Consider the following 16498-nt stretch of genomic DNA (forward strand, 5'->3'; position numbering starts at 1 on the left):
CTCCTTTACATTAGTGGCTTAATCCAACGCAGTCTAGTGATTCACCAGAGCCAAGATGATTGAATCTATTCCTAGAGATTTCGTAAAGCTGGAATCAATAACAAAATCCGTATCAGAGGGTATCCATTCGGGCAAGGATGAGGTATTTTTCCTGGGTCCTGAAACAATCACAGAATATAGTCTTGAAGAAGACTTACTTAAACCCGTTCTCAAAGGAAAGGATATCAAAAAATATTTGCCTCCAAAAACGGGTTTAAAGGTTATTTACCCATATAAAAACGACGAAGTAATTCCTAAGAACCAACTCCAGAACGACTATCCTAACACCTGGAGTTATTTAAAGGAGAACGAAGGCAAGCTTCGAGAACGAGAGTACGTTCTGGATTCAGGTAAGGAGTGGTATGAGCTTTGGTGCGAGCGTAAGGAGGAAATATATGAAAACCCAAAAATACTCTTACCCGAAATCGCTGACTCCAATAAATTCACTTTAGACACTGGTGATAATGAGTATTTCTTTAACACAAAGGTTAAGAGCATTAGAACCACTCAAGAGAATCATATAAAGACTCTCTTAGGGGTTCTAAATTCCAAGTTGCTTGAGTTCATGTATCGGGGTATAGCGCCACCGAAAAGAGGAGGATTTAGAGCTTATAAATCGGGTTTCCTTTATGAGTTACGCGTCCCCAGAGATTCACAGAGTCGTATACACGATTTAGTAGATGAGATGCTTAATCTCAAAAGTGAGTATTCTAATCTGAATCTATCAGTGCTTGACTATCTTGGTATCTCTACCGACGATGGAATATCTGACTCGATAGGGGGCGAAACACTTGGCGACCTGTACATGCCGCCCGCCGGACTCGCCGACTCGCCGTTATCGAAGACTGCCGAGGACTACGAGGGTCTGCGTGTCGAGGACGTACATTTCGAGAGCGACGGAGCGCGTCTCGTCATGCACGCCGAGGTTAGCTACAAGCCCGACGAGGACGACCCGCGCGAGACCGACAACTGGGGACGCCTCGCCGAGGACGAGTTCGAGAGCTACGAGGCGATGGTCTTCACCGGCTTGTCCGACGCCGAGGAGACGCTCGTCCGCGAGTTCGTGCCCGTCGCCGTCGACGAAGCAGGCGGGTTCGCGGACTTCCGACAGAGCGCGAAACAGACAATAAGCCTCGTAGACAGGCTTGAAGACCTCACGCTCCCCGACGTGGACGCGACACGCGACGGACTCGAAAGGTACATGGAGGTCAAGAACCGCGCCGACGAACTCGACGAGAAGATAGAGAAGACTGACACTCTAATAGACGAAATCGTCTACGACCTGTACGGACTCACCGACGAGGAAATCGAAATCGTAGAGGAAGCTGTCGCCGACTAACCGCGAGTGACGAAGGAGCGAGCGGGTACTTTTTGGTTCAGATTTTTGCGAGAAGAGGTGAGCGAGCACCCCGAGAGAACCTGACGAAGTAAAAAGGTGGGTGTACGACATCTACGGACTTACTGACGAGGAGATAGAGATCGTAGAAGAAGCCGTCGAGGGATGAGAAACACACTCAGAAGGACTATATTTCTTCGAGTATCCGCTCTATGTCCTCGGCGTCGAACCCGTCTTGCCCCTCAACATACTCATTAACTTCAGCCTCGCCTGACAGACTGCGTATCCTTTCTAGAACATCTCCAGCCTTCGTATCGTACTTTGCTACCGGATACTTGTCGTACTCATGGTCAGTAACTTCGAGAAAGTAGAAGATATTGTATCCCTCAGGTTCGTCGGCGAAGACACAGTATCCCCTCATTTCGTCCCCTGCGCGGAACTGTTTGACGTTTTGGACACCGCTGTACGGCTTCTCGACGTACTGATCCGGCGTCGAACTTTCGAGCGCGTCTTGGAGGCGGGAGAGGAACTGCCGTTGGTACTCGGTCTTCTTATCTAAATCGTTGAACAGCGAATCAGCGGCGTCTCGGTGGAATATAGCTACGTTCTCATCTGACGTGAGGGAGTACTCCCGCATATCAGTCTAACTCTTCAAGCACTTCCTGCGGTGACACCGTTTCCTCCTCGTCGAAGTCCTCGTCGAACTTTCTCGTGTCCTCTGTAGAGACGTCCTGTACTCGGCTCGATTCCGATACCAAGTCGTACTTTTCTGCTTCTTCCTTGAGCCTCGAAATCTCTTCGTTGTACTCGTTTCTTAGCTCTCCGAGCTCGTCTTCGATACTGTTGAGCAACCGGTCTTTGTTCTCGCCAGGCGATAGGTTTACGGTGTCTCTTGATATGAGGAGAGCGACGTACTTCCACGCCCCTCCATAGAAGTAGTCGAGCACCCTCTTAATAAACCGTTGCTGAACCTCTGTAACGTCGTCCCTATCGGACGCGGTGGTCAGTATCTCCGTCAGCAGAGCCTCGTAGTCCTGTATCTTGCCCACCGACTCCTTGAGGTTTGGATTCGAAGCAACCTCATGGATAACACGTGGGAAACGCTTCATGAGTAGAGAGACGACCTCCTCTCCTTCCTCATGCCAAGAGGGGTCTTCCCTTACCTTATCGAGAACCTGTTGGAGTTCGGCACTAGCGATGTATAGGTCACGGTACTCGTCGGGGGCATGCTCAAAGTAGAACTCTGTTAGATACTCTTTTGTATCAGTCTCGACGATATGTTCGAACTCGCCGAGGTCGTTACTAAAGAAATAAGAATACTCTTCCGGACTTCTCGTTTTGTCTGATGGGCTCTGCACCCTTGGCTCATTTACGGCTTGGACAGTGTCTGCCGGGCGTGGACTAACGCTGACTTTCTGATTCGCTACATTTACCGGCGCAGGTCCGTATTTATACCATCCATAAGTTATTGGAATGTCGTACTCCTTGATAGCGAAGTAAGCCAGCTTATTGAACTTGATTGGGTCGACTGAATCGGAGCCATACCCCTTTCTGTGCATGGCTATTTCCACCCCTTCTTTGATGTCGTCCAGAATACTGTCTTCGTCGCCAAGGGTGAACATGAATATATCTATATATGAGACCTGATTAATGACTCTTTCTGTGTTGAGATTCGTCGTGTCAACAGTTATGTGCGAGGGTCAGTCAACTAATACATGATGAACGCATTAATTTCCAATAATTTGAGGGGGAGCCGATGACCAACTACGAAGTCGGTGACAAGATCTCTTTTGCTGGAGGCAGGGGAGAAATAACTAAAATAGAAGAACGCGATGATTCCAACCTTCTATTCGTTCTGACCGAAGGCGATGATCGAGACCTCAAGAAACTGCATAGTACCCTTCCACACATAGAAAAGCTCGGATCGGTCGCAGACAGTATCGTGGAGAAAGACTTCGACCAGCCGATCAAGTATGACCTGCGAAGGAAAGCCACCGAACTCGACTTAGCGTACAAACACGACAGGTTCCTCTCACTAACAAGTAGTCAGATAGAGATAGAGCCCTACCAGATACAAGCCGCCTACGAGATACTCAACTCATACGATCATAGGTATCTCATAGCTGACGAGGTCGGTCTCGGTAAGACTATTGAAGCAGGCATAGTCATAGAAGAGCTTGTAGCACGTGACAGAGCTGACCGCATTCTAATCGTCTCCCCTGCACCACTCACGACCCAGTGGCAAGACGAGATGCGGGATAAGTTCGGCAGAGACTATGTGGTTTACGACAGAGGATATGTCAACGCTACAAGGAATGCCCATCCTAACAAGAACGTCTGGGAACAGGAAAACCACGTAATTACCTCTATAGACTTTGCCAAGCAGGATGATATGCTTGAGCCCCTCAAGAACGCCGAGTGGGACGTAGCAGTATTCGACGAGTCACACCACCTAACGGCAAAGGAAGACGAAAAAACCGAACGGTACGAGGTTGGTGAAGCGGTCTCAGACAATACTGACGGATTGATCTTCCTTACAGGAACTCCTCACAGCGGAAAGTCCGTTCAGTTTTATAAGATGGTCAGCCTTCTTGACCCGTACCGTTTCACAGATGAAAGCGATATAACTCCTGACGAACTCGACGATCTTATGATACGTCGTCTCAAGTCCGATATGGTCGAACCCGACGGTACACCGATGTTTCCGGAGAAGGAAATCCGTACACTCCCCGTAGACTTTACCCCTCAAGAGCGAGATCTATATGAGAATGTCACTGAGTATATAACTGAACACTACAACGAAGCTAAGGAGGAAGGCAATCAGGCGACTGGATTTGCGATGGCGATCTACCAAAAACGTCTCGTATCGAGTATCCACGCAATTCGGAAGTCGCTGAAAAAGCGGGTACGGACTATACAAAATGACGCCATAAAAGAGGATATCTCGAACGAAAAACAGGATCTAATCGCACGCTACAGCACAGATCCCACCTCTCTCACCTCCAAGCAGAGAGAGAAGGTTGAAAAAGAGCTTCAGAATCTTACTCTATCGACCAACCCTGAAAGAGTCGAAAGAGAGCTGGATATAGTTAAAGAACTCAAAGAGCAGGCAGAGAACGTTGACGTCGACTCGAAGGCTGAGAAACTCAGAGAGTTTGTTGAGGGTGTGCTACAAGAAGACCCCGACGAGAGGATACTGATATTTACTGAGTACACAGACACGCTTGAGTATCTACGTGACGAGGTACTGTCGAATTACGACATAGCTCAGATCCACGGTGACATAGACCACGACAGACGACGCGCGGAGCAGCGAAAGTTCGAAGACGAAGTCAATATCATGCTGGCTACCGACGCGGCGCAAGAAGGTATAAACCTACAGTTCGCCCACATCATGGTGAACTACGACCTCCCGTGGAATCCCAACCGGATAGATCAGCGTATGGGACGTCTACACAGATACGGGCAGGAGAACACCGTCCAGATACACAATCTGTTTGTCCGTGATACACGTGAGAATAAGATACTCGATCTCTTGATGGACAAAATCGACGCTATAGAGTCCGACCTCGGTATGAGTTCTGACGTGTTAGGTATGGTTCTAGAGGACTTTGACTTGGAGAGTACTATAATGAACGCAGTCCACGAAGACTCTCCGGTCGAAAAAGTTGTCGAGGACATAGACACAGTTGTCGAAGAACAAAAAGAAGCACTCGAAACTGTTGAAAATAACTTCCTGATAAGAGACCACTTCGACCCACAGGACATACTTGATATCATAGACGAAAGTAGGGAAGAAGCCATCAGTGAAGACGATATTAAGCTATTACTCCAGGAGTTCTTCGATAACTTCGGTGGTGAGATCAAAGGTTATAGACCCGGACCGTCTCGTAAGGATGGCGATGTATATAATCTAGAAGTACCTGAGGTAGTGTCCGGTAGTAATGTCAGAAACAGATACGAGAAGATGACATTTACACGCGAAGTCGCACTAGAGAGCGAAGACATTGACTTTTTGTCACTCGATCACCCGTTGGTACAGAGTGTAATAGACTACTGTCTAAACGAAGAAAGGTTAGGAGGAAAGAGTACTGCGTTAGTGACTGACGAGAAAGAGAACGCGCCAGGAATACTGTTTAACTTCCGAGTAGGTTACGAGGCTGGAACCAACGGGGAGGAAATTAGCGAGGATCTGATACAGATTTATGGTAACTGGGAGCGCGAAATAACCGAAGACCCGCCCGAGACAGTAGATACACTCTCACCTGAAGACGCGATGGATCATCCTGACGTAGACTCTATCTCTACCATAGCTGACCATCTATATGAGGACGCCAAAGACAGAGCTTGGTCAATAATTAATGGATCTGCGGAGGAAGCCCGTGAGAAACGAGAACACGAGATCGATATTAAAGAGGAACATGCAAAACGGTACTTTGAGAATGAAATTCAGAATTGGGAAGAACGTTTAGAGGAGTACCGCAGAAAGGATGACGAAGCTGACAAAGACATGACTATAGCAATCAGAAATGCTGAGACGAAGATACGTGACCTCAAAAGAGAAAGAGAGACCGAGTTACAGCGACTTGAGGAGGAAAAATCTGTCATACCCAAAGAGCCTGAAATAGTGAATGCTTCTGTTATAGTTCGTCCCGAGGACGTGTAAGTTTCAGTTCCACCAGTCCAGATCTTGGTTGTGTCTTTCTAAGAACTCTGGCTTTATTCTTACTTCTTCTGGGAGCTCTATCTTGTCCCCTTCTTTCTCTAATAAAGTCCGGCGGAGAAACGTACTTTCTGTCTCAAAATCAGGGGACACGTGGAGTCTATAATCCTGTGATAGAGTGAATATGCCTGAGTCAAATGCCGCGTGATGTATTTTATTGAGTACCATGACGTTTTCAACTTCATGCCTATATTCCGGATAGTCGCTCCAAGAAAGAACGTGAGAAACTTCTAGCAGACGTGGATCATCAACAGAAGTTATCAGACACTGGTTATAGTATAATCTAAGAACCAACGGGCGAAACTCAGATGGCGTGTTTCTTACTGTGGTTGAAGTCTCATGTTCGGATGTTTCGATACTCTCATCTCTCTTTTCCAGTTTCTCTTTTAGTTGAACTATATCTGAGGGATGCTCCTCTTCGTGATTACATTCATACCGAAGATGAGTCCTGACCGTTTCTTTCTTACAGTCAAATACCTCAGCAATCTCTCTCATTGAATATCTTTTATCATAGTATAGAGATCTCATTTCACTGCAATCTTCCTTCGAAATATCTGTTCCCGCCATTTTCTTCATACCGTTGACTGAGTCGATTAATAAGAATTAGGGACTTCTTTCAATTCGTAGTTATCCGATAACTACGAACCATACACACCCTATTCGGCTATATACACCCTCAAAACAGCCTCGCCGACAGAACTAAGTTCGTAGTTGTCTATGGATAAGTAAGAAGTGGATATGAGGGTCGAGAAAAGCGGAAACGGATACAAATGTTGGCTCAATCAAGACGAGTTCGAGGAGCTCACGAGAGCAGCCGATGGATACCGAGAAGATCTGATAGTTCGACTTGGGGGGAGAGTAGGACTGCGTAGCTTCGAGATCCCCCAGGTCAAGCCTAAGCACGTAAATAGAACGAGAGATGGAGAGCACTATATGCTCAGGATACCCCGAGGTAAGGACACCTCGGGGGACGGCGGTAAGCCTCGGGATGCCTACCTCCCTACAGACCTGGAGAGAGACCTGCATCGGTATGTAAAAGCTGAGAGTATTGGACAGGATGAGGTGATTTTTGACATCTCACCTCGATGGATACAGGAGATAGTGTCTCAGACCGCCGAGAAAGCCGCTAAGAACACGGGTAACGACGACTTCGAGAGGGTGTCGAGTCACGACCTGCGCCGGTACTTTGCTCATCGAATGCTGGTCGAGGAAAGGATGAATCCCGAGGTGGTCATGGAAGTCGGAGGGTGGGAAGATTACGAGTCGATCAAGCCGTATCTCTCGAAGCCAAGTGAGGAGACTATCGTATCCGAGTTCGAGAGGGTTAATTCGTAGTTCCCACGTATTTTCATTCGAGGATAATGAGGATTCGATAGTAGTGTCGTAGAGCTATTGAGTAGAGGCTTCGGGTTCTTGGAAGGGAGTAAGTATAGATCCATGACCTTACTGAAGAGTTTTTATAGGAGCTGATGTCGGAGAAGGTAGGAAAGTACGACAAATATCCGAGAAACACAGCCCTGAAGAGTTTTTCTAATCGTCTAAACCACTGGATAATGTCGTAAGTATGCATAAACACGACACTACATGAGATTAGAATACCAAGTAAGGATCAAAATTAGAAAAAAAAGAACCCTCATTTCCCGTGGATCAACTGGATCACTTAGACAAAAAGAGGCTACGGCGGGTTTTGATTTTGCGCGCTTACGCACACATATAAGGGGATATTGACAGATTTTGGCGAAACATCTAGACTTCGCATAGCTCTGTAGACGTAGTTACACACAAGATCGAGAAGCTACTCGTGTCGCGTGGTATAGTCGCTGAAAACAGTAAGATACCGCTCTATGGTGTTTCTTGGGTAGATATATCAGAAATAAAACATAAACTGAGTGAAGCTTAGGCTGTCCGGTCTCGGATTATCTCGGTCTCAGATCTGAGGTTATGCGGTAGTCGTCGTTCTGAATCACAAGCTGGGTTCTCTCACCGGACTTACCGAATGTAAGATAGTCATCGGGGTCGTCTGCGAATCTAAACGTAATACTGAGTACCTCGTCGTAGCCGCGGCGTGCTCCTAAGACACTGTATGCGGATCGCAGAAGCTCCTTAGCCTCGGATCTTGTCATCCTCTCTTGGTGAACCGTGAGTTCGTCGTCGCGCTTTAGATTGCCTTCTATACCCCATCTAGTAGCCCAGCGTTCTAGCGCGGAGTCAGACGCGGCTGCGGCTCTTTCACTGCGTAGCTGCTGGGATATGTCGGACGAGACGCTGGCTCCCTTCTCCAAGAGGTCGTCTAACCTGTCGAAGAGGTAGTCTGAGCTTATCGAGAGCTCGCCCTGGTCAAGGTCGACGACTGCCGAAAGCCTGTCTGAGACGTATCTATACACGCTTCTGACGGATCTATCGAGAGCCTCCGCAACTTCTCCGACTGAAGCCGATCCGTGTCTGTTTACGATCTCTTCGAGAGCCTCCAACTCTATCTCGTCGGCAACACCGACGACTCCTACCGCAGTCTCCTCCTGAGCGTCTTCGATTTCGTCGCACGGGTCGACGTAGAACTCGACTCCATCCGATTTCATTGCCGTTACGGTAAACTCGTCGTCGTCAACATAGACCGTAGAGGTCGGATTAACCGGAATACCCGACCAACGGAGGGTATTCGTGAGAATAGTATCGGCGTCTGCCCGAGCCTCGTCGATCTTCTCCCAGGGTATACTGTCGCCCTTGATCTGTACTTCTACCTTCGGTTGGTCAATAGGGTCTTGGACGGAGTGTCTCGGGTTCTTGAGATGGTAATGTTTGATATTCGCGGGATACGCGACATCCACCATGTCGCTAAGATCCTCTTCACCGAGACTGAGGTGAGTCATCCGACCCAGAACGTCCTGGTTGTCCCATTTGTACTCTCCTACGCTCTCGTCTTTCGACGCGTAGAACTTCGAGAGCTCGGTTAGCTTTCCGTCGAGTCCGACTATCCTATCCGAGTACTCTCTCTTTATCCTGACGTGGCGTTCGATCTGTGTCCACGTTGAGAGGTCACTTCGGATATCCTTTTTCCGAAGATACTTGGGGTTAAAGTCGACGGCTTTTGCTACAGCCCGAGCCGCTGAGAGGACTTCGTCGGGTTCGAGATAGCTCGAATTTATCTGTACACGGAGACCACGAGGTGTCTCAGCGTTAGGCACTATACTCTCGCCGTCGAGAGACTCCATCTTCTCCCAGCTTGGTCGCAGCACGAGAGAGATATCAGCCTGTCCGTCTACCTCTGTACACTGTATCGAGTACTCGTTGACTCTGTCGTAGTCTATCCTATCTATATCACTCGGGTCTAACTGACTCGACCAGTACTTGACAGCCGTTATCTTAAACTCACGACCGACAGCCTCGAAGGTAATGTCTCCGTCGACATCAATAGTCTGGCTCTTTCCTGATTCTGACTTATGCTCGGGGTACTCGTCGCTGAGGTCGTAGACCGCTGAGACGAGACCGAAGTATGCGTCTAAGGTTTCGTGGTCAAACGCCGTCTTTGCTTCGAGACCGTGTGTGACGGGCTTGATTAGGTCTGTAGAATCGGGTGTTCTCGCTTCCTGTCCCTCTTCGAGAGTACAGGTCAGGCTTTCTCTTACGTGTTCGTCTCTTTCCTGGAGGGTCTCGAAGGTCTCTCCGCAGCTACGGCATGTCGCGCGCGCCCCAAAGTCGACGTCTTCTTCGTTGTCCTCGTCTCCGCCACTGCGGTCTATGTAGTCGTTGAGGTCGAACGTCTCGGGATCGTATTCTCTGGGATGTCTGTTTTTGAGGTGTGTCTCCCAGATCTCGGCGTCGATATGTAGGCTACAGTCCTCACAGTATATCTTCTCGTCAGCCTCTATATTAGTCCCAACAGACTCATCACCCAAGCCGACCACCTCGGTTCCTCAAAATAAAAGCCGGAAAGAGCCGACCTCCGTTCCGAGACGAGTCGGACTCCCTTTCACGGGAAGGTATTTTCGAGGTGTGAAGCGGTCGCTGTCTGGTGGTTTTGTGTTCCCGAAGAATCCGTAAAAATTTGCTTGGACCGGCGGGGATTTGAACCCCGGGCCTCTTCCTTGCGAAGGAAGCGATCTACCACTGATCTACCGGCCCTCTATCTACTTTATACTCTATATAAGTTAAGAGATGTTTTGTGGCTTGTGGTTTAACTCTCCAGCTCTATCTCGATCGAGACATCCTCGGGAACCTGTATCCTCATGAGCTGTCTGAGAGTCCTCTCGTCGGCGTCGACGTCGATGAGACGTTTGTGGACGCGCATCTCCCAGTGCTCCCACGTCGCGTTGCCCTCACCGTCGGGGCTCTTACGTATGGGGATCTCGAGTTCCTTCGTCGGCAGAGGAACAGGTCCCGAGAAGTTGACACCTGTTCTCTCGGCTATCTCCTTCACATCGTCGGTAATCTGGTCTAAGTCGTCGGGCTCAGTTCCCGAAAGACGTACGCGAGCAGTCTGCATAGTCGTTAAGAGCTAGTCGCTCTCTTCGACTTCTATGACCTTACCCGCTGCGACCGTCTGTCCCATGTCACGGATGGCGAACGAGCCGAGCTGAGGTATCTCGCTCGAAGGCTCGATGCACAGAGGCTTCTGGGGACGGACGGTGACCATCGCGGCGTCACCAGCCTTTATGAAGTCGGGGTTCTCTTCCTTGACCTCTCCGCTCGACGGATCGAGCTTCTGGTCGAGGCTCTCTATCGTACACGCGACCTGTGCGGTGTGGGCGTGGAAGACGGGTGTGTATCCCTCAGTGATGACGCTCGGGTGCTGCATCACGACTATCTGCGCCGTGAATGTGTCGGCGACAGAGGGTGGGTTATCGACAGGACCACAGACGTCTCCGCGGCGTGTGTCCTCCTGTCCGATTCCACGTACGTTGAATCCGACGTTGTCTCCGGGACCTGCCTCGTCGATCTCCTCGTGGTGCATCTCTATCGACTTGACCTCTCCGCTAGATCCGGAGGGCTCGAAGACGACGTCGTCTCCGGGGTGGAGCATACCAGTCTCGATACGTCCGACGGGGACTGTACCTATACCCGAGATGGTGTAGGCGTCCTGTATCGGGATACGCGTCGGGAGGTCTACGGGCTCCTCGGGCTTCTTGAGGTCGTTGAGTGCCTCTATGAGAGTAGGACCGTCGTACCACGGAGTGTTGTCCGACTGGTCGGCTATGTTGTCTCCCTCGAAGGCAGAGACGGGTGTGAAGACGACGTCGTCGGTCGGGAAGTTGACCATCTTGAGGAGCTCCTCGACGTCCTCGATAGCCGCGTTGTAGTCGTCCTCGTCGTAGTCGACTGTGTCCATCTTGTTGATGGCGATGACGAGCTCGTCGATTCCGAGTGTGCGCGCGAGGAAGACGTGCTCCCTCGTCTGTGGCTGTACACCCTCGTCGACGTCGACGACGAGTACGGCGTTGTCAGCCTGAGACGCGCCCGTGATCATGTTCTTGACGAAGTCACGGTGTCCCGGGGCGTCGATGATGGTGAAGTAGTACTCGTCTGTGTCGAACTCCTGGTGAGCGATGTCTATCGTGACACCACGCTCACGCTCTTCCTCGAGGCTGTCCATCACGTAAGCGAACTCGAATCCGCCCTTGCCCTTCTCCTCTGCTTCTTCTCTGTGCTGTTCTATAACGTGCTCGGGAACGTTCCCCGTCTCGAAGAGGAGACGTCCTACGAGAGTCGACTTACCGGCGTCGACATGGCCTATGATGGCCAGGTTCATGTGTGGTTTGTCTGCCATAGTTTTCTTCCTCTTGATTAACTGTTTTTGAACTGATTACTTAATAACGATTACGGTTAGGGTCACAAATACCAGACAGTAACGTGGTAAGGGTTAACAAACACCAACTTCAAAATGGGCTACTTGCTCCCGAGTCTCTTGTACCCCACGGTCGAGAATATGTAAGACAGGACTACGAGAGCGAGTATGAGTCCGAGTAAGACTCCTATCTGTCCCGTGGGTCCGAAGGCTGGTTTTATATTTCCTGTGCTCGGGGCACCTGAGAGTAGTATTCCTGTGTCCATACCCGCGTGTTAAACAGTAACAGGATAAAAAGCTCTCGGTTTAGAGTGTGAGAACACCGAAAGCCGTTAGGAGACGAGAGATGATTAGGACGTATGCGACAGATATCCGACCTGAGTCCCGACGAAAGGAACCAGATTATCGACAGGTCTACAGAGACCGACCGTGTCGTGCCCGACGTCGGCGACATACTCAAGGAGGTCAGAGAGAGAGGCGACGCCGCAGTCGAGGAGTTTACCTCGAAGTTCGACGACGTAGATCTCGACTCTCCGACTGTGGACGAAAGTAGGATAGAGGCGGCGTTCGACGAGGTCAACGACGGAGTCCTCGAAGCCGTAGACGAGGCGGCTGAGAGAATCGAGGAGTTCCACTCGAAACAGGTGCGTGAGGACTACACCGAAGAGACCGACGAGGGCATAGAGGTCGGGAGACGTTTCGTTCCCCTCGACTCCGTAGGAGCCTACGTCCCCGGCGGAGGCGCGGCGTATCCGTCTACGGCACTCATGACAGTGATACCCGCTAAGGTCGCGGGGGTAGAACGTGTCATAGCGTGTACGCCGCCGCGTCCCGAGCCCCTTACAGTCGTCGCCCTGAGTTTAGCAGGCGCGGACGAGGTATACGAGATAGGCGGCGCGCAGGCTGTGGGAGCGATGGCATACGGCACTGACTCTGTCGAGGGGGTCGACAAGATAGTCGGACCCGGGAATATCTACGTCACGGCGGCGAAGGAGCTCGTACAGGGCGATGTCCTCATAGACTTCCCCGCAGGACCCAGCGAGATAGGTGTCGTCGCAGACGGGACAGCCGAGCCCGAGTTCGTAGCCGCCGACATGCTCGCACAGGCAGAACACGACCCGAACGCGAGCGTCTTAGCCGTGGCGACGAGCCGAAGTATCGCCGACGAGATCGAGGACGAGATCGAGACACAGATGGGCGAGATGGAGAGGGGTGAGACGGCGAGCCAAGTAGTAGACGACTCCTCGGTTCTCTACGGAGACCTCGACGACTGCGTCGATCTGATGCGTGAGTACGCTCCCGAGCATCTCTCTATATTCACAGAAGACGACGAAGAAGTCCTCGACCGCGTCAGACACGCCGGATCGGTCTTCCTGGGTAACTACACTCCCGTAGCCGCGGGCGACTACGCCACGGGTACGAACCACGTCCTCCCGACCTCGGGAAACGCACGTCTCTACGGAGGTCTGAGCGTAGACGACTTCGTCAAAGGCGTGACAGTCCAGAGGCTGTCGAAGGAGGGACTGGGTAGCCTCGCCGACACCATAACCACACTCGCGCGCGAGGAGGGACTCCCAGCCCACGCCAAGTCGGTTGACTTAAGGACGCGCGAGGACGATTAGTTGAAAAATGAGTTCAGACAGAACATATGCCGGCGACCTCGAAGCCGGTGAGGAGACCACCGTAAAGGGCTGGGTTCACGAGGTACGTGACCTCGGGGGCATAGCCTTCGTGATACTACGTGACACCTCGGGCAAGATACAGATAAAGCTCAAGGATGAGGTCGTCGACGAGGACGTCATAGAGAAGGGCAAGTCGCTCAACCGCGAGTCGGTAGTCGCTGTAACCGGAACCGTCGAGGAGGAGGAACGCGCTCCTACGGGACTCGAAATACTCCCCGACTCAATAGAAGTTCTCAACGAGGCAGAGCCCGAGCTTCCACTCGACCCGAGCGGAAAGGTCGACGCCGAGCTTCCGACGAGGCTCGACAACCGTTACCTCGACCTCAGGAAGCCCGAGATCAAGGCTATATTCGAGATACGCGCCGAGATACTCGACGCTCTCAGGGAAGAGTTCCGGGCACAGCAAGCGACCGAGATAAACACGCCGAAGATAGTCGCGACGGCGACAGAGGGCGGAACAGACCTCTTCCCTATGACCTACTTCGAGCGCGAGGCATTCCTCAACCAGTCGCCTCAGCTCTTCAAACAGATGATGGTGGGCTCGGGGCTCGAACGCGTCTTCGAGATAGGTCCTATATTCAGGGCGGAACAGCACAACACACCGCGCCATCTCAACGAGGCGACCAGCGTCGACTTCGAGAGCGCGTTCATAGACGACAGAGACGCTATGGAGATCTGTCAGGACGTCACAGTCGCGGCGTACGAGAGGGTCGTCGAGGAATGTGACGACGAGTTAGACGCAGTCGGTGTCGACATCGAAGTCCCCGATACGCCCTTCGAGTACCTTACCTATGACGACTGTCTCAACATAGCCAACTCGAACGGCGCGGACCTCGAATGGGGAGACGACCTCACGACCGAGGCGGAACACGCCATAGGCGAGGAGATAGGCGAACATTACTTCATCACTGACTGGCCCGCCGAGATAAAGCCCTTCTACGTACAGGAGAACGAGGAAGACGAGACCGCGAAGGCGTTCGACATGATGCATCCCGAGATGGAGCTGATGAGCGGCGCGCAGCGTGAGCACCGTTACGACCGTCTCAGAGACGGGATCGCCGAACAGGGGCTCGAACCCGAGTCGTTCGACTACTACCTCGACGCCTTCCGTTACGGAATGCCTCCCCACGCCGGATGGGGACTCGGTCTCGAACGTCTCATAATGACGATGCTCGGACTCGACAACATACGTGAGGCGGTTCTGTTCCCGCGCGACCGTCAGAGACTACAGCCTTAATGAGAGGCTTCGCGCCCGGACACATAACCGGCTTCTTCTCGTCTGCTGTCCACGACGACCCTCTCGAAACCGGGTCGAGGGGAGCGGGGATAGCCATAGAAGACGGCGTCACAGTCGACGTAGAGGAAGCGGACTTGACAGTCGTGGTACTCGAAGACGACGAAGTCGAGTTCGAGCCCGTCGAACGCGTCTTGGAGATGATGTCGGTTGAGGCGCGGGTCGAGATAGAGACCGACGTCCCCCTCGGCTGTGGATTCGGTGCGAGCGGCGCGGCAGCAGTCGCGACGGGACTCGCCGCGAACGAGGTCTTCGGTCTCGAACTCGAACGGTCGCAGGTAGTCTCGGCGGCACACGTCGCAGACGTCGAGTCAGGGACAGGGCTCGGTGACGTAGTCCCTCAGTCTCTCGGGGGAATAGTCACGAGGGTAGAAGAAGGCGCACCCGAGCTCGGGACATTCGGGAAGATAGACCACGACGAGGACGACTTGATAGGCTATACCGTCCTCGGAAGCCTCGACACCTCCGATGTCCTGAGCGACGACGAGACTATGGAGAGGATCAACGAAGCGGGAGAGGAGGCTCTCGACGAGGTTCTGAGGAAGCCGTCTGTCGAGGGTCTGATCGAGGTTTCGTGGGAGTTCGCGCGCGAGACGGGTCTCGTAACCGACGAGGTCGAGACATATGTCGAAGAGATAGAGAACGCGGGCGGAGTAGCCAGCATGGCTATGCTCGGAGAGACAGTCTTCGGGGTCGGCGGCGACGGCGAAGAAGAAGACGTATTCGACGAGACGACACGGATAGACGACGAAGGCGCGCGTCTTCTGTCATAACTCGTAACGGGTCTTTTTAACCCTTCAGACCGGTGTAGAACTGAAGTGGAGAGTATGGATACGCTTCCCGTCGCGACCCCGCCGAACGCGATAGTCTTCGGAACCGACTACATCGACAGACGACATATGTTACGCGCGGGTGGAGTCCTCGACGTCGTGATGGTAGTCGTGGCGACGGCTCTTCTCCTCGTGGTTTCGAGGAGGATACTCGGAGTTCTGGTCTGAGACTAGGACGGCTTAGTAAGCGTAACCCTTATCGCCCCCCTCTCACTATGTACCCACGAGAATGTCCACAGAAGGAGAAGAGTCACAGCAAAGCCAGGACGCGACTCCTGCGGAAGTCATAGAGGTAGTAGGTAAGACAGGGATGCACGGAGAGGCGATGCAGGTCAAAGCGCGCGTCCTAGAGGGAAGCGACAAGGGTCGTATACTCACGCGTAACGCGATGGGTCCGGTGCGTGAGGGCGACGTACTCATGCTCAAGGAGACGGCGAGAGAAGCCAAGTCGCTGTCGGCACCCGTATAACGTAGATAATGCCTGAGGTCTGCCCAACCTGTGGATTACCCGACGAACTCTGTGTATGTGAGGACGTCGCAAAGGAGTCACAGGCTCTCTCGGTGAGAGTCGACGAAAGGAGATACGGAAAGGAAGTAACTATTGTGGAGGGATTCGATCCCAACGACATAGACGTGAGTGAGATAGCCACGAAGCTCAAGAAACAGTTAGCGTGTGGAGGTACTGTCGAGGACGGCTCGATAGAGCTTCAGGGCAACCACGAGGGAAGGGTCGAGGATCTTCTCAAGGAAGAAGGCTTCAACGTCTCTTAGCTTAGAATAAGACTACTAATTTAGACGTCTGTTCTGTTTTGTGC

The 16498-nt window shown here is 51.9% G+C and carries 15 protein-coding genes, 1 tRNA gene and 1 pseudogene; 9 read left to right on the forward strand and 8 right to left on the reverse strand.

From position 1 onward, the window contains the following. The first annotated feature begins 766 nt into the window (after positions 1-766). The gene (locus SV253_01920) at positions 767-1378 is read left to right on the forward strand and encodes a restriction endonuclease (protein MDY6774838.1); all 612 of its coding nucleotides are present in this window, start codon (positions 767-769) and stop codon (positions 1376-1378) included. Between the two features lie 184 nt (positions 1379-1562). Here SV253_01920 and SV253_01925 read toward each other — a convergent pair whose 3' ends face one another. Together SV253_01925 and SV253_01930 are read right to left on the reverse strand one after the other, a co-directional pair. Further along, complete coding sequence (locus SV253_01925) at positions 1563-2012, reverse strand: hypothetical protein (protein ID MDY6774839.1); 450 nt, start codon at positions 2010-2012, stop codon at positions 1563-1565. Between the two features lies 1 nt (position 2013). Then, positions 2014-2997: a hypothetical protein gene (locus SV253_01930; protein MDY6774840.1), complete on the reverse strand. Its 984-nt coding sequence runs from the start codon at positions 2995-2997 to the stop codon at positions 2014-2016. A 134-nt stretch (positions 2998-3131) separates the two neighbouring features. Between SV253_01930 and SV253_01935 the strand changes: the two genes are divergently transcribed. Beyond that, positions 3132-6041, forward strand: coding sequence for a helicase-related protein (locus SV253_01935; protein ID MDY6774841.1), 2910 nt, complete (start codon positions 3132-3134; stop codon positions 6039-6041). Positions 6042-6044: 3 nt separating this feature from the next. On the opposite strand, the gene SV253_01940 is transcribed toward SV253_01935, so the two are convergent. After that, the gene (locus tag SV253_01940) at positions 6045-6665 is read right to left on the reverse strand and encodes an HNH endonuclease (GenBank protein MDY6774842.1); all 621 of its coding nucleotides are present in this window, start codon (positions 6663-6665) and stop codon (positions 6045-6047) included. A 171-nt stretch (positions 6666-6836) separates the two neighbouring features. On the opposite strand from SV253_01940, the gene SV253_01945 reads away from it, so the two are divergent. Continuing rightward, positions 6837-7433, forward strand: a complete 597-nt coding sequence (locus SV253_01945; protein ID MDY6774843.1) for a site-specific integrase — start codon at positions 6837-6839, stop codon at positions 7431-7433. A gap of 581 nt (positions 7434-8014) precedes the next feature. On the opposite strand, the gene SV253_01950 is transcribed toward SV253_01945, so the two are convergent. The 5 genes from SV253_01950 to SV253_01970 form a co-directional block, all read right to left on the reverse strand. After that, positions 8015-9991, reverse strand: coding sequence for a hypothetical protein (locus tag SV253_01950; GenBank protein MDY6774844.1), 1977 nt, complete (start codon positions 9989-9991; stop codon positions 8015-8017). Positions 9992-10145: 154 nt separating this feature from the next. Next, positions 10146-10217: transfer RNA gene (locus SV253_01955), tRNA-Ala, on the reverse strand. Positions 10218-10269: 52 nt separating this feature from the next. Continuing rightward, positions 10270-10578, reverse strand: a complete 309-nt coding sequence (gene rpsJ, locus SV253_01960; GenBank protein MDY6774845.1) for a 30S ribosomal protein S10 — start codon at positions 10576-10578, stop codon at positions 10270-10272. Positions 10579-10590: 12 nt separating this feature from the next. After that, positions 10591-11859, reverse strand: a complete 1269-nt coding sequence (gene tuf / locus SV253_01965) for a translation elongation factor EF-1 subunit alpha (GenBank protein MDY6774846.1) — start codon at positions 11857-11859, stop codon at positions 10591-10593. Positions 11860-11978: 119 nt separating this feature from the next. Beyond that, positions 11979-12143, reverse strand: coding sequence for a hypothetical protein (locus tag SV253_01970; protein ID MDY6774847.1), 165 nt, complete (start codon positions 12141-12143; stop codon positions 11979-11981). 93 nt (positions 12144-12236) lie between these two features. Here SV253_01970 and hisD point away from each other — a divergent pair, with 93 nt between their 5' ends. The 6 genes and pseudogenes from hisD (at position 12237) to yciH (ending at position 16454) form a co-directional block, all read left to right on the forward strand. Next, complete coding sequence (gene hisD / locus SV253_01975) at positions 12237-13499, forward strand: histidinol dehydrogenase (protein MDY6774848.1); 1263 nt, start codon at positions 12237-12239, stop codon at positions 13497-13499. Between the two features lie 7 nt (positions 13500-13506). Then, positions 13507-14796 (forward strand): aspartate--tRNA(Asn) ligase, encoded by a 1290-nt coding sequence (gene aspS, locus SV253_01980; GenBank protein ID MDY6774849.1) that lies wholly within the window; start codon positions 13507-13509, stop codon positions 14794-14796. Further along, on the forward strand, positions 14796-15626 hold the full coding sequence (locus SV253_01985) for a pantoate kinase (protein MDY6774850.1): 831 nt from the start codon (positions 14796-14798) through the stop codon (positions 15624-15626). Before aspS ends, SV253_01985 begins: the two co-directional genes overlap by 1 nt. A 63-nt stretch (positions 15627-15689) precedes the next feature. Next, positions 15690-15851, forward strand: a pseudogene (locus SV253_01990) (anion permease). A 61-nt stretch (positions 15852-15912) separates the two neighbouring features. Continuing rightward, positions 15913-16152 (forward strand): 30S ribosomal protein S28e, encoded by a 240-nt coding sequence (locus tag SV253_01995; protein MDY6774851.1) that lies wholly within the window; start codon positions 15913-15915, stop codon positions 16150-16152. An 8-nt stretch (positions 16153-16160) separates the two neighbouring features. Beyond that, positions 16161-16454, forward strand: coding sequence for a stress response translation initiation inhibitor YciH (gene yciH / locus SV253_02000; protein MDY6774852.1), 294 nt, complete (start codon positions 16161-16163; stop codon positions 16452-16454). The last annotated feature ends 44 nt before the right edge of the window (positions 16455-16498 follow it).

Origin of the sequence: Candidatus Afararchaeum irisae (assembly GCA_034190545.1) — an archaeon.
Classification (GTDB): domain Archaea; phylum Halobacteriota; class Halobacteria; order Halobacteriales; family Afararchaeaceae; genus Afararchaeum; species Afararchaeum irisae.